8 protein-coding genes are annotated in these 14667 nt (G+C 41.8%); 5 read left to right on the top strand and 3 right to left on the bottom strand.

Going from position 1 to position 14667, the window contains the following annotated elements; genetic code table 11:
• The first annotated feature begins 152 nt into the window (after window positions 1-152).
• Window positions 153-536 (top strand): YidH family protein, encoded by a 384-nt coding sequence (locus DV942_RS20560; protein WP_145860642.1) that lies wholly within the window; start codon window positions 153-155, stop codon window positions 534-536.
• 142 nt (window positions 537-678) lie between these two features.
• Here DV942_RS20560 and DV942_RS20555 read toward each other — a convergent pair whose 3' ends face one another.
• Genes DV942_RS20555 through DV942_RS20545 form a run of 3 tightly spaced genes read right to left on the bottom strand, consistent with a single transcriptional unit; the run spans window position 679 to window position 6391 of the window.
• A complete protein-coding gene (locus DV942_RS20555; RefSeq protein WP_145860640.1) occupies window positions 679-1758 on the bottom strand; it encodes an efflux RND transporter periplasmic adaptor subunit in 1080 nt (359 codons plus the stop codon).
• Between the two features lie 12 nt (window positions 1759-1770).
• Window positions 1771-4992, bottom strand: a complete 3222-nt coding sequence (locus DV942_RS20550) for an efflux RND transporter permease subunit (protein WP_145860638.1) — start codon at window positions 4990-4992, stop codon at window positions 1771-1773.
• Window positions 4993-4999: 7 nt separating this feature from the next.
• Complete coding sequence (locus DV942_RS20545) at window positions 5000-6391, bottom strand: TolC family protein (protein ID WP_145860636.1); 1392 nt, start codon at window positions 6389-6391, stop codon at window positions 5000-5002.
• Window positions 6392-7255: 864 nt separating this feature from the next.
• Here DV942_RS20545 and DV942_RS20540 point away from each other — a divergent pair.
• The 4 genes from DV942_RS20540 to DV942_RS20525 all read left to right on the top strand — a co-directional run bounded on the left by DV942_RS20540 (window position 7256) and on the right by DV942_RS20525 (window position 14656).
• The gene (locus tag DV942_RS20540; protein WP_145860634.1) at window positions 7256-8803 is read left to right on the top strand and encodes a cryptochrome/photolyase family protein; all 1548 of its coding nucleotides are present in this window, start codon (window positions 7256-7258) and stop codon (window positions 8801-8803) included.
• 248 nt (window positions 8804-9051) lie between these two features.
• Window positions 9052-9630 carry an RNA polymerase sigma factor gene (locus DV942_RS20535; protein ID WP_145860632.1) on the top strand — a complete coding sequence of 193 codons (579 nt, stop codon included), beginning with the start codon at window positions 9052-9054 and terminating at the stop codon, window positions 9628-9630.
• A 102-nt stretch (window positions 9631-9732) separates the two neighbouring features.
• Window positions 9733-10878 (top strand): FecR family protein, encoded by a 1146-nt coding sequence (locus DV942_RS20530; protein WP_145860630.1) that lies wholly within the window; start codon window positions 9733-9735, stop codon window positions 10876-10878.
• 253 nt (window positions 10879-11131) lie between these two features.
• Window positions 11132-14656, top strand: a complete 3525-nt coding sequence (locus DV942_RS20525; RefSeq protein WP_186462367.1) for a SusC/RagA family TonB-linked outer membrane protein — start codon at window positions 11132-11134, stop codon at window positions 14654-14656.
• The last annotated feature ends 11 nt before the right edge of the window (window positions 14657-14667 follow it).

Here is a 14667-nt window from a genome sequence, read left to right as displayed (position 1 = left end):
TAACCACATCAACTCAGCAGCCTCATAGAACTAATCGTTTGAAAACATTATTCTACTATGAGTTGTTGAAACTTCAAATCAAAACTAACCAGATACAACATGCCGTGAAACTATTAACAGAGCACAACTGTTAATGATAGTAAATATGAACAATGAGCGAAAAACATTCTACAGGTGCCCCAGGAGACCACCTGGCCAATGAACGTACTTTTTTAGCCTGGATCAGAACCAGTATAGCGGTTATGGGTTTTGGATTTGTGGTGGTTAAATTCTCCTTATTCATCAAGCAGATCTCGTTAGCCCTTGGAACTAAAGTTTCTGTGCACCAGACCGGCGATTCGAGAAAGATTGGGATATTGTTGGTTGCGCTTGGCACCATCACCATTATACTATCGTTTTTAAGGTATCAGAAAACGAAATATCAACTGGAAAAAGGGCTTTATTATCATTCTACAATTTTTATTAAGGCAATTACCGTAATGATCTTTGCTGCCAGTATCGCGCTGCTTATTTATCTGACAAATGCTATTTCCTAAAGCGTTATTCTATTTTCCAGCAGTTAAAATCTTAAGCTTTGGCTACCATCTTGAACGTATTGCTCGTGCCATACTCTTCTGTTTGTCTGACATATAAGGATAAAAAAATTTGCCGGACGGCTTATATCCGTCCGGCTGTGCGTTAAAGTGTCTCGCCATTTTTAATCTCATCGTTGGCAGGCGAAATGATCTCTGTACCGGCTTTGATAGGACCAAAAACCTCAGTCATGGCTGTGCCTTTCATTCCTTCTTTAATGTCAACGAGCAAGGCTTTTCCGTTCTTCACTTCTACGATATACTTTCGTTCGGTAGACCGTACAATAGCGGAGTTGGGCACCAGTAACGAAGTAGCACCTGATTTTAGCGGAATCTCTACCTCAGCGTACATTCCAGCCTTCAACCTGTTATCTTTATTGGCTACATCAATCTCCACAATTTCCTGGCGCATATTGCCCAGGGAATTTGCAGAACGGCTGATCTTCGCCCGATGCTCCTCCCCTGGCAAGGCATTAAAATAAAACTTCACCATCTGGCTTAAGTCTACTTTATCAACATAATCTTCAGGGATGGATACTTCAAGCCGCATGTGGGTCAGGTCTTGTAAAACCAACATTGGCAGATCGGAAGATTTTCCTGCTGATACCAACGCTCCGGGTGACACATTTCTGTCAACTATTACGCCGTCAAATGGGGCATATACCTTTAAGTAATCTTGCATGGTACGTACAGAAGCTACATTAGATCGTTCGGCCTCCACAATGGCCTTATCTCCTTTCATCCTTGAAAGTGCATTATCGAGCTCCAAGGGGGATACAGAACCTGCTTCCTTTGCAGCTTCTTTTAACCTCCGGTATTTTTCACTGCTTGCGGATGCCGTTTCACGAGCCTGAAGGTAACGGGAATTTGCAGACTGTAACTGCGATTCAAGTTCTGGTGCCTCCAAGATCATCAAGAGCTGACCTTTGGTCACTTTTGATCCCAAGTCGACCAATATCGCCTTCACAAAGCCATTGGCCTTTGGGAAAATGTTTACCTGGTTAAAGGGTTTTAACGTTCCGGGTATGCGGGTGTAACTGGAAAGGGCCTCTTCTGCTACCCTGGCCGTTTCGTATTTAGCATCTTTGCCATTTTTTGCCTTACTGATATCTACTGGTTTCTGGTTACCACTACAGGCGGCCAGCAAACCAATTATAATGATGAGGGGAATAAATCTGGTTTTCATATTTTTATTTAATTAAAGTTTTGTTTTTCCGGGCATTAGATTTGGTTCTGTCAGACTGCTATTTTTCTGTGCCCAGGCAAAAACCTGCGGAAGGATAAATAATGCTGCAAGAGTAGAAAAAAATAGTCCGCCGATAACCGCTCGACCCAGCGGAGCAGTCTGTTCGCCAGATTCGCCTAACCCAGATGCCATCGGAATCATGCCTGCCATCATGGCAAAACTGGTCATTAGGATCGGCCTTAAACGAATTCCAGCACTAACAATTGCTGCGCGGGAAGAATCTTTATAATCCAGCCTGAGTTTTTCGGCATTGGTTACGATCAGTATCGCATTGGCAACCGACACTCCCGTAGACATAATCATCCCCATATAACTCTGCAGGTTAAGCGTGGAACCGGTAAGCAATAATGCAGTAAGCGAACCAAGTATTACAGCCGGTACTGTTGACAGCACCGTGAGCGAAAGCTTGAAAGATTGATAATTGGCTGCCAGCAATAAAAATATAACCAAAATGGCAAAGGCAAGGCCGCCCTGAAGTGATGATAGCGTTTCGGTTAACAAACTTGACATGCCTTTCACTTCAGCGGTTAGCCCTTTAGGAGGTGTACCTACTGATTTCAGGGCTTTCTCTACATCAGCTGTTGCAGTTCCAAGATCCTTTTTGTAAATATTCGCACTAACAGTTAAAAAGCGTCTCGGACCAGAACGATCATACTCTCCTGGAACATAACTGGTATTAAATGTTGCAATATCACCCAATACCGGGCTGCTTTGCCCTTTTACCAGCGGAATTTCTTTGAGTTCATCCATCGTATTCATCACATATTCGGGAATCTGCACCTGTACCTGATAAGTATAGGCGGTTTTTTCATCGAGCCATTGGTTTTTCTCCGTGAAACGGCTGGAAGAGGTACTCGCGGTAACCGATCTGGCAATATCAACAACGTTCAGTCCGAACTGCGCGGCTTTGAGCCTGTCTAGCGTAATGGATACCACTGGAATGTGTAATGGCTGGGCGATCTGGATATCCCGCAAATAGTCTATTTTTTTCAGTTTAGCGAGTGTTTTATTGGCATACGACTCAATTTGGGCCATATCTTTTCCGGCTACCCTGATCTCAATCGGAGTAGCGGCGCCCTGGCTCATGATTTTTTCTGTCATGTCAATCGGTTCAAAAGTAATTCTCAGATCCGGAAGCTTATAAGCGATGTTCCTTCTCAGGGCATCTTTGAGTTCATCCATATTTACCTTATAATCCTCATCCAGGTTTACCTGTAGCACAGCCTCATGGGTTCCTGTATTAAAAATATACAGGTTACTGGTTCCGTAACTGCTCGGAATGAGTCCCACGTAGCCAGAACTGACCGCGACATGGTTATCCACGGTTTGGTTAATGATGGAGAGCACCTGCTTAAATTTTTCTTCGGTGCGCTCTAACCTCGTACCGTCTGGAGCTTTGATGCGAATCTGAAACTGCCCGTTATTGAGCTTTGGCATCATGTCTTTACCAATGAAAACAAAACCAAGTGCGGCCAAAATAAAAACGATAAAAAGGTAAGTGCCTACAATTCCTTTTTTCATTGGCATCCAGCGTTCAATAATCGTCATAAAACGCGCCTTTACCCTTTCAAAGAAATCATTTTTTTCCGGTTCATCCTTTTCGTTCTGCAGATGTATTTCAACCTGGTCTTCTTCTCTCTCGTCTAAAGCTTCCCCTGCATGTGCGTGGATCTTACTGTGGTCATAATGTTGGTAGCGTTCTTCCCTGATCATCCAGTTGGATAAAATCGGAACCAATGTCTGGGCTACTATAAAGGAGACAATCATGGTAAAACCAATGGACAGAGACAAAGGCAGAAACATTGCTTTTGGTATTCCGTTCATCATAAAAGATGGTGCAAAAACTGCCAGGATGCATAATAATATCAATAGTAACGGAAAAGCGATCTCTTCACAGGCATCATAAATGGCTTCACGTTTCGGCTTTCCCATTTCCAGGTGCTGATGGATATTTTCTATGGTTACTGTTGCCTGATCAACAAGAATGCCGATTGCCAGTGCAAGCCCGCTCAAAGTCATGATATTAATTGTCTGCCCGAACATCCCCAATAACAGCACACCAATTAAAATTGATACCGGAATAGTAATAACCACAATAAGGCTGCTTCTCAGGTCGCGCAGGAACAACAGTACCATAAGGCCGGTAAGGATTGCGCCCAAACCACCTTCCGTGATCAGGCTTTTAACAGAGTTGATCACTGCTACAGATTGGTCAAATTCATAAGAGATGTGAACATCATCAGGCAAAAGGCTTTGCATTTCAGGAATTTTCGCCTTAAGCGATTTCACTACCGACCAGGTTGACGCATCAGCGGTTTTAACCACTGGTATATAGACTGACCGTTTTCCGTTAATAAGTGCATAATCTACCGTAACGTCAGCAGCATCAGCAACTCTGGCCACGTCTCTCACCAATACCGAAACGCCATTTTTTGTAGCAATAGGAATGTTGTTAAATTCATCCACCGTTTTTACAAGCGAATTCATAGAAGTTACCATCATGGTATTGTCTAGCCTCAGGTTTCCGGAAGGAGACATCACATTAAATTTGGATAAGGCGCCTACCACCTCATCTGGGGTAAGGTTGTAACTCCTGAGCTTGCTCGGATCTACATTGATGGTTATGGAACGCGAATTGGCACCAAATGGCGGTGGTGCGGAAAGCCCTGCTACAGAAGAAAACATCGGCCTGATACGTGTTGCCGCCATATCGTAGATTTCTTTCAGGCTCCTGGACTTTGCAGAAAGCACGAGCTGGCCTACGGGTAGTGAAGAGGCATCAAAACGGACTACCTGAGGGGGTAGTGCACCGGGAGGAAAAAACTTCATAGCACGGTTCACCTGTAAGGCTACCTGTGCAGAGGCTTCGGCCATATTGGTCTGCTCATAAAAACTTAATTTGAGCATCGTTAATCCCTGGATGTTCTTTGCAGTAATATTTTTGATGCCATTAACATAGAGGAACTGGTCCTGCAAGCGTGTAGAGAAAAAACCCTCCATCTGTTGTGGTGACATACCACCATAAGATTCGATAACATATATCGTTGGAGAATTAAGCTGGGGAAAAATATCGATTGGGATATTCATCGCGCTGAGTACTGCGAAGAGCAATAAACTCGCGGTGATGACTACTGTTGTGATCGGCCTTTTCAAGGCCGAAGTAACCATTGACATATATTTATTATTTTAATGCGTTTAAAATTGAATCTACTTGATTGGTGGCAATAGCCCTTTGAAAAAGTGACCGGATATACAGATACTTTGCATTAACAAAATCGCTTTCTGCCCGATAGAGGATGTTCAGGGCTGTATTGAGTTCAATAATATCGGTTAGCCCGTTCTTATACAAAGAAAGTTTCTGGCGGTAGCCTGCTGAAGCTGCCTTTAACTGATTGGGGATTTCCTCAAGCCGCTTATGTGCAGTATTAATTTCGACACCTGCCTGAAGAGCGGCATTTGATAACATTAGCCGCTCCTGCTTTAACTCCTTTAAATAAAAATTACTATTCGCCTTCTGGGTCCTGAGTTTCAGCTGACGCCTGCGTAAATCAAAGAGGTTATAGCTAATGCCCAGGCCCACCAGATAGTTTTCCCGCTGCCAATCAAGGCCGGTCGAGAGTCTGTTGAAATTGTCATTTGCATCGATACTTGATCCCCTTGACCAAACTGCGGCCTGGAGGCTTACCTTTGGATTATAGGCCTTTTTAACGAGATTTTCTTTCTCAATACTACTGAAGTAATTGTTTCTGTAAAAATCAAGCAACGGATGGCTCGAACTATCAGTCAGGGTTACGGAAAGGTTTACTTCCAGCAGTTTTAGGCGATCGAGCATGGTGCTATCTGCCACAATATTTTGCGGACTCAAGCCGCTGATTGCTGCAATATCAAGCTGAACCTTTTTATAGGTATTGTCCATTTCGATATAATTCAGCCTTGATTTGGAAAGTTCTGCCCCCGCAATGCTGGTATCTACGCCCGGGCGTATACCACTTCTGGCAAGAGAGATAATAGAGCGGTTAATCTGTTCGTTACGTTTGATGTTCTGCTGCTGTATGGATAACATATCCTGAAGTTTTAACAGCGTCAGGTAATCATCAATCGCAATAGCCCTGGTTTGGTAGCGACGCTGGGCAAATCTGGAGTGTTCTGCTACAAGTTCGGATTTAGCTACCGCATTTTGGGCTTTATAAGCGCCAAAGTTGTAAATCTCCCAATCGAGGGAAACAATCCCCAGGTTGGTCAGTGCGGCATGGGTGTTGCTTACCGTTCGAACACCCCTTGAATTGGAAGGTACAATCCCAAAAGCCATATATGGCCCAGCTACGTTATTGTTAGTACCCAGATCTGCCTGATAGTTGAGTTTCAGGTTTGGAAGTGCATTTGCCGCAGTCTCCTTTAACTGTGCGGCACGAATATCTACCACTGCAGAATCAGCAGCAAGGGCAGGAGAAAAAGCAGTGACGTGATCAATCAGATCAACGATCCCGATCGGTTTTGGTGATATTTGGGCATGGGTTTCCACCCCCAGATATAAAAATAGGAACAAACAGAAAACCTGTTTAATACGGATCATGTATTTAAATTAAAAATGGAGAAAAAAGATTTAAGGCGCGCGGCCGCGAGTGCCCGCTAATTAACCTACGGTTATCACTTTAGCGTGTAAAGTATAGCCATAAAAGAAAGTTGGGAATGAATCTCAGATTCTAAATACCTGATTGGAAAGATAAATTGGAACTGATCCGGCAATCCGGTATCTGATCTCAATAAAATACCTGTGAAGGCCGGAGGCTAAAAGGGAAAGCCCCAGAAACAAGATAATACCGAGAATAAGCCCTTCCAGAACCGGAAGTACGGTTTTCTTCCGTTCATCAACGATACACTTAAACTGTCTGGTAATCTTCGAATCTTTTCCGAGAGGGGAAAAACTACCGCTATGTTGTGCGGCTGATTTGATGCCCTTAGCTGGCTCTAAAAGAGACAGGTTGGATAAAAAAAAGATGTTGCCGAGAGAGATGATCAGATATAGCAAAACAACTCCGATGATAGAGCAATTGGGTATCTGCTTAATCTTTATATCCTTCAAAATCGACAACCTAATATATTGGTGCTAAAATCTGTATTAAATAAAAAAAGCAAAAGCATTAACAGCAACAAAGCTGTTACAAAAATTAATAACAGTATTATTTTGCCGCAACTACCACATACCCAATAGCTCACCAGTATAATGATCAAAACCAACCCTGCTCTTCAAAAGACGATATCTTAATTAATGCCGAAGAAAAAGATATTAAACCACCGGATATGATCACTGGTATTAAGTCAATTTTTAAGCTATCCTATCAATAAAAAGATTGCTTATTTTATTCGTTTTCCTGCAAACAATATAACGGTAATATAGTTTTTTACTCGTAAACAATTTGAGCTGACATTCTTAACCATGGAAAAAAAATACAGGATATTGCGGCTCATTTTGGGCGACCAGCTCAATATCCAGCATTCCTGGTTTAAGAAACCAGCGCCAGGCACGTTGCATGTATTGATGGAGGTAAAAACGGAAGCCGGTTATGTCTGGCACCACATCCAAAAGGCATGTGCTTTTTTTGCAGCAATGGAAAATTTCGCTGAACTGCTGAATGAGAAAGGATTTGAAACCATTTACCTTCGGCTTGATGACCCGAAGAACAAACAAAATTTTTCAGATAACCTGAACGATTTAATAGAAAAGTTTGACGTAAAAGAATTTCATTATCAGTTGCCCGATGAGTATCGGCTAGATCAGGAACTAAACAAGTTCTGTAAAAGTCTGCCTATTAATCACTGCCCTTTTGATACCGAACATTTTTACACCAGCAGAACCGAGCTGGCGGATTTCTTTTCCGGTAAAAAAGAATTGTTAATGGAAAGTTTCTACCGGGCAATGCGCGCAAAACACCACATATTGTTAGATGACGACCATGATCCGGTAGGCGGCAAATGGAATTTTGATGAGGAAAACCGGAAGAAACTTCCTAAAAACCACAAACCAAACCCTCCGCTGTTATTTGATAACGATGTAAGCCAACAATATAAAAGAGTAAGTGCTACGGAGATAAAAACTATCGGCAATATTAACCCAAAACATCTCCTTTGGCCTGTAAACAGAGATCAGTCTTTAAAACTGCTACATTATTTCTGTGAAAACTGTCTCCCACTATTTGGTACCTTTCAGGATGCCATGCAAACCAATGAATGGTCTCTTTATCATTCGCGTTTATCATTTAGCATGAATACCAAACTTATTTCTCCGGTTGAAGTGGTCAGTTCAGCCATTAAATATTGGAATGAAAATAAGAAATCGACCACAATGAATCAGATAGAGGGATTTATCAGGCAGATTTTAGGCTGGCGTGAATACATGAGGGGTATTTATTGGATGAAAATGCCTGAATTTGAAAAAATGAATTTCTTTGACCACAAAAGGAAACTTCCTGAATGGTACTGGACGGGAAAAACGGAGATGAACTGTTTAAAGCATTCCATTAATCAGTCTCTTGAATATGCCTACGCACATCATATCCAGCGTTTAATGATCACAGGAAATTTTGCGCTGCTTGCCGGCATCGATCCGGATGAGGTCGATTTTTGGTATCTGGGTATCTACATCGATGCAATACAATGGGTAGAAATAACAAATACAAGGGGAATGAGCCAATATGCAGATGGCGGCATTACCGGCTCCAAACCCTATACTGCCACTGCGAATTATATCCATAAAATGAGCAATTATTGCGATAATTGTAAGTACGACCGCAATGAAAAAACCGGAGAAAATTCCTGTCCGTTTAACAGCCTGTATTGGGACTTTCATGACAGAAACAGGGCTAAACTTGGCAAGAACCACAGGCTTTCTATGGTTTACCGGATCTGGGATAAAATGAATCCTGATTTGAGATCTGATGTGCTGACAAGAGCAGACTTTGTCTTAAAAAATCTCAATAATCTCTGATATATTTGGAATTACTTTACATGATATACAGTAAAATAGTTCGCCGCTTAATTCAATATGCCTTTAACCCCCTTAGGGGGTAGCAAGTTACTTTTTATTTAATCATTCGCATACTTCCAGAACATTTACGTATTTATTAAATATTAAGATATTTTTAATAAATTAACCACGTTTTATATAACAGTCGTTTTAGCTTTTAAGTGGATTTAAATTTAAGACGCTTAAAGGCAGGATCTATACGAATTTAGATGTATAAGTTAACACTTGAAAAGGAGCAGGAATTACTTGGCCGTCTTTTATTAGATGACGAACAGGCCTTTGCTACTCTTTTTAACAGTTATCGAAATAAACTCTATGGTTTTATTTTTGGAATAACGGGATCAAGCGAAATTGCGAAAGACATTGTCCAAGACGTTTTTTTAAAGATCTGGAAAACACGCCGTAATGCCCACAAAGTAGAAAATTTCAATGCATTGGTTTACCGCATGGCTAAAAATGCCGCTCTCGATCAGCTAAAGCGGGCTTCGCGCGAGTCAACAGCCCTTTCAACCCTTAGCTTGGTTTCTGAAGAGCGTACGTCCAGCGATCCGTTTGAGGATATGAAAGCGACAGAAATTCAATTGAAATATGAACTTGCACTAAAGAAATTACCTAAGCAACAGCGTATGGTCTATGAATTACGTCATATTGAAGGTGAAGACTACGGAGAAATCGCAAAAAAACTTAATCTTTCTATTCCAACTATCCGAAGTCACTTCAGAAATGCACTAAATACTTTAAAAGGAAGCCTATTTTCGTTCTTGCTAATAATATTATTCCGCTTGTAAGCTAAAAATATAAAAATATTTATTTTTCTTTTGCACATTCTTACCACTTCGTCGTCTTACAATTAAAAACGCACTAAAATTGCGCTCAATTAATTGTTATGTATGTCGGAAAATAGAATAAAGGCTTTACTAGCTAAATATGTAGATCGCAAGTGTGATGAAAAAGAGCTGGAAGAGTTATTTGCGCTGCTGAATGTATTAGACCGACAAAAGTTAGACGAACTGCTAAACGATATTTGGCTGGAATATGAGTCTGACCAGGAACTCCCTGAAGAAGATGCGCAACAAATCCTGAATTCAATTTTAGTTAAGCGCAGCAGGTTCTCCCTTCGTTATGTCGCTATAGCAGCATCTGTGCTCATCTGCGTTTTTGCAGGCACCTATCTGTTATTGAATTCGAGAAAATCCAATCCTGTTGACCAGTCTGTTAATCTGGAAATTAAGCCAGGTAGCCATAAGGCAGAACTGCTGATGGCAAATGGGAAAAAGGTAGTACTTGGCAATGGCCTTCAAAAAATTGAGATCCCCAATACTGATCTGGTACTTCAACAGGATTCAAGCGGATCGTTGACTTATCACAGGGGCGCAAATACATCACTTGCAATGTCCTATGATACCCTGCGGACGCCAAAAGGTGGAGTTTACCAGATTAACTTGAGCGATGGCACCAAAATCTGGCTCAATACTTCAAGTGCAATCAGATTTCCTGAAAAATTTGCGGACAACAAACGCGATGTAGAACTTCTTTATGGTGAAGCGTATTTTGAAGTGAAACATAGGCCAGATGCTCCATTCGCAGTTAAAACAGCTGCCGGGATAGTTCGGGACCTTGGAACGAGTTTTAATATCAACAGCGCATCTAATAATGGCCATGTTGCCGCCACTTTACTGGAGGGCGCTATTGAAGTGGAGTCGGGCGGGCAATTTAAAAAGATAAAACCTGGTCAACAGGCCTTATTTAGTAAAAAGAAAATTGTGGTTAACGATGTGGACGTTGAGAACATGATTGCCTGGAAAGACGGCTATTTTATGTTTGACGAACCGATGGAAAGTGCCATGAATAAAATTGCCATGTGGTATGATGTAAAGGTTGAATACCAGGATGAAGCGCTAAAAAGCATCCCGGTTCTGGCCACTATTACACGCCACGGAAATATTAAAAATGTGCTGCGGATTTTAGAAATGACCAAAAAGGTCCGTTTTAATGTGCAGGGAAGAACAATCAAGGTTGCGCATTTTACACCATAAACCAATACCAATTAATTATCAACCACCAAACTTAACTAAACCAAACCACATGAAGAGTAACTAATTGCCACCATTTTAAAAGAGAAAAAGGAGTGCTGGAACACCCCTTTTGAAACTCTTAAATCTTTCCGATCAGATCGGAAATGAACGTTTCTTACCAGATAATTCACGATTTAAAAGAATGTAAATGTATAAAATTTCTTCGATAGATTTTATGCAGCTTCCACGCTGCGCGCATAAAATTTTAAGGCTTATGAAGCTAACTTTTACCCTCCTACTGATCTCGCTTTTACATGTAAGCGCATCCAGTTTAGCACAAAATATTACCCTCAATCAAAAAAAAATTGCCTTAGTAAAGGTGTTCAGAGAGATCCGGTCGCAAACCGGGTATAGTTCTGTTTGGGCAGATGCGGGCGAGAAGAACAAAATTATAAATGTCAGTTTCACTAACGCCCCCCTGGAAACTGCCCTTAAACAAATACTTGCCCAAACCAATCTTTCCTACAGCATTGATAAAGAGAGCAAAGCGATTCTAATCTTCAACAAACCGACTGCAGCAATTGCCAAGCCCACAGCGTTGATGGATGTAAAAGGTATTGTGCTAAACATGTTAAAACAACCATTGATGGGCGCCACCGTTAAGGTTAAAAACAGTAATACTTCCGTACAAACTGCGGCTGACGGCTCATTTCGTTTGGCCGGTATTGCCAGTGATGCGGTTTTAATGATCTCTTATGTAGGCTATGCCATTAAAGAGATCAATGCATCGCCAGATATGGGAACCATTCAGCTCGAATTTGCATCTAATGAGCTGGAATCAGTAAATGTGACCTTTTCAACAGGGTATCAAACACTGTCAAGAGAACGGAGTGCAGGTTCATTTTCAAAGCCCAGCCTGGCTGTTATGAACGAGAGATCAGGCAGTACAAATGTATTACAACGGTTGGATGGTTTAGTACCTGGCTTAGCCGTAAATAATGCTCCTGATGCGGGCAACAATCCTTTTTTAATTCGTGGTTTATCATCCATTAACTCCAACAGAGGCCCGCTCGTAGTTTTAGACGGTGTACAGGTACCCGATAATGCTATTCAAAACATCAATATGCAGGATGTGGCAGATATCACTGTACTTAAAGATGCAACTTCTTCGTCTATATGGGGTGCCAAAGCGGCTAATGGTGTAATTGTAATTACTACAAAAAAAGGATCTGCAGATGAAAAATTAAAAATTGACTATGATGGCTATCACAACTTTCAGGGCATACCAGATCTGAACTACATCCAGAAGATGAACAGTAGTCAGTTTATTGCTGCAGCAAGGGAACTATTCCCTCAATATGTTGGCAGCAACTCCTTTAATTCAGTTCAATTAATTGCACCCGTTACCCCCCATCTGCAATACCAATATGATGCAAACCGGGGTTTAATAAGCCAGGCCCAGGCGAATACAAAATTAGATAGCCTGGCTGGGATTGATAATCGCGATCAGCTTAAACAATATTTCTACAGGCAGGCTGCAACCACCAACCATACCGTCTCCGTATCTGGAGGTAGTAAAGTCCATTCTTTCTATGGCTCTGCCAATTATATTGGAATAGTTAACAATATACCCGGCCAAACAGATGATCAGTATAAAATTAATCTGCGCCAGGACTTTAAATTCAGCAAACGCCTTCAGGTTTACCTCATTACCGACTTTACGAACAGGCTTACCTGGAGTAATAATATAACCGTTCCAGATTTAGATCTGGTTCCCTATCAGCTATTTGCCGATCCATCTGGAAATCCGTTGACTGTTAACCATATGGGTAATTATAGCGATGATGTACGCAAAGACTATCAGTCAAGAAGCCGGATCAATCTCGATTATTCCCCTTTGCAGGAGATCGAAAATGGATATACCAAAGGTAATGCATTATCTACAAGGGTTGTAGGGGGCGTAACATTGGAGATTATAAAAGGGCTTCGATATGAAGGGACATTTGGCTATAACATTAATTCCTTTAAAAATCGCGTGGAACTGGATCAAAACAGTTATGCCGTAAGAAATGAGGTGATGACATTTACCCAGGCACCTACTGTAAACAGTACCCCTATCTATAATGTGCCCGCTTTTGGTGGCAGGTTAACTGCTACCGATGAACTGCTTAAAAGCTGGACCATCAGAAATCAGTTTTTATACGATCACAGCTGGCTTGAAAAGCATCAATTGACGGTTATGGCAGGACAGGAAGCGACAAGCATTTCACCACTTTCAACAACAAGTATTTATCGGGGCTGGGATGATCAGCTTCAGGTAGCAAGGCCTGTAAATTATCAGTTATTAGGTGAGGGTATCACAGGAACAGTACCAGGAGGAACTAGGACATTAGCCAATAATGTAACCGGTGGCGAAGGTGTAATAAGCCGTACATCCTCTTATTTTGCCAATCTAGGTTACACGTTTGACCGGAAGTACACGCTAAACAGCAGTATCCGTATAGATAAAAGTAATTTGTTCGGCTTTGACCGTTCAGCCCAGAACAGGCCAGTGTGGAGTGTTGGTGCGAAGTGGGCACTTGGGAGAGAAGATTTCATCAAACCGGTTAATTGGCTAAGCCGATTGGATTTAAGGCTCACTTACGGTATTACGGGTAATGCCCCGACTCCGGGTACGGCGGCATCATGGGATATTTTACGTGCTGAAACCAATGTTAATTATCCAAACGGCGTTGGCCTGATCATTAATGCACCTGCAAACAAGAAACTGACCTGGGAACTGACCAAAAATTATAATCTGGGTATGGATTTTGAAATCCTGAATGGCATATTTTTCGGTTCGATAGATGCCTATCTCAGAAAAACAAATGATTTGATTGGCAACCTGACAACTGCTCCGCTAACAGGCTTTGCGTCAGTGATCAGAAACTTTGGCGATCTGCAAAACAAGGGTTTGGATGTCTCGCTCGGTTCGCTAAACATCAGCAATAGCAATTTCACCTGGAGTACCTCATTTAATTTGGGTTATAATAAAAATAAGATATCGAGGCTTGCGAACGCTACACCGATTACTACAGGCCCAGGCATGATCAATACCAGATTCCTGGATGGCTATCCTTCTTTTGCAGTATTTGCCTACAATTATGCAGGTTTAAATACTTCAGGAGATCCCCAGGTTAAACTTGCCGATGGAACGGTTACCTCAAACCCGACAGCGACTATGGCTCAGGATGTGTTGTACATGGGAACTTCACAACCTGTTTACAGTGGTGGCTTTTCCAACAAATTCCGCTATAAAAACCTCACATTGGGCATTAACATCATTTACAACGGTGGAAACGTCATGTTTCGCGATGTAAATACATTCTGGTCGGGCGTACCTTATTTAAATTATATGACCAGTGAGTTTGCCGAGCGTTGGAAGATAGCTGGCGACGAAAAGAAGACTAACATTCCCAGATATGCTGCCACAAGCGCAATCAGTGGCAATAGAAACACCAACTATTACACCTACTCAAATAGCAATGTGTTTAATGCTTCCTTCGCAAAGGTCCGGGATATCACATTAGCTTATGATATTAGAGGTGGAATAATCAAAAAGCTACATGCACAGGCCATAACGTTCAGGGCACAAGTTTCTAACTTAATGTTGTGGAAAGCCAATGATTTGGGGATCGATCCTGAATTCCAGTCTTTAGGAAATGTCGGTGCAACGCAAACGGCAGGCAACACCGGTGCGACAAGAAATCTGCGCACCGGACAGGGAACAATAACACTAGGTGCCCATATCACACTTTAAACAGAATTAAC

It is taken from the genome of Pedobacter suwonensis (assembly GCF_007833675.1).
Taxonomy (GTDB): domain Bacteria; phylum Bacteroidota; class Bacteroidia; order Sphingobacteriales; family Sphingobacteriaceae; genus Pedobacter; species Pedobacter suwonensis.
This window is presented reverse-complemented; position numbering and strand designations above follow the sequence as displayed.

Coding starts and splice junctions, on each gene's coding strand:
- DV942_RS20560 (WP_145860642.1), top strand. CDS start 153: ATGAGCGAAAAACATTCTACAGGTGCCCCAGGAGACCACCTGGCCAAT.
- DV942_RS20555 (WP_145860640.1), bottom strand. CDS start 1,758: ATGAAAACCAGATTTATTCCCCTCATCATTATAATTGGTTTGCTGGCC.
- DV942_RS20550 (WP_145860638.1), bottom strand. CDS start 4,992: ATGTCAATGGTTACTTCGGCCTTGAAAAGGCCGATCACAACAGTAGTC.
- DV942_RS20545 (WP_145860636.1), bottom strand. CDS start 6,391: ATGATCCGTATTAAACAGGTTTTCTGTTTGTTCCTATTTTTATATCTG.
- DV942_RS20540 (WP_145860634.1), top strand. CDS start 7,256: ATGGAAAAAAAATACAGGATATTGCGGCTCATTTTGGGCGACCAGCTC.
- DV942_RS20535 (WP_145860632.1), top strand. CDS start 9,052: ATGTATAAGTTAACACTTGAAAAGGAGCAGGAATTACTTGGCCGTCTT.
- DV942_RS20530 (WP_145860630.1), top strand. CDS start 9,733: ATGTCGGAAAATAGAATAAAGGCTTTACTAGCTAAATATGTAGATCGC.
- DV942_RS20525 (WP_186462367.1), top strand. CDS start 11,132: ATGAAGCTAACTTTTACCCTCCTACTGATCTCGCTTTTACATGTAAGC.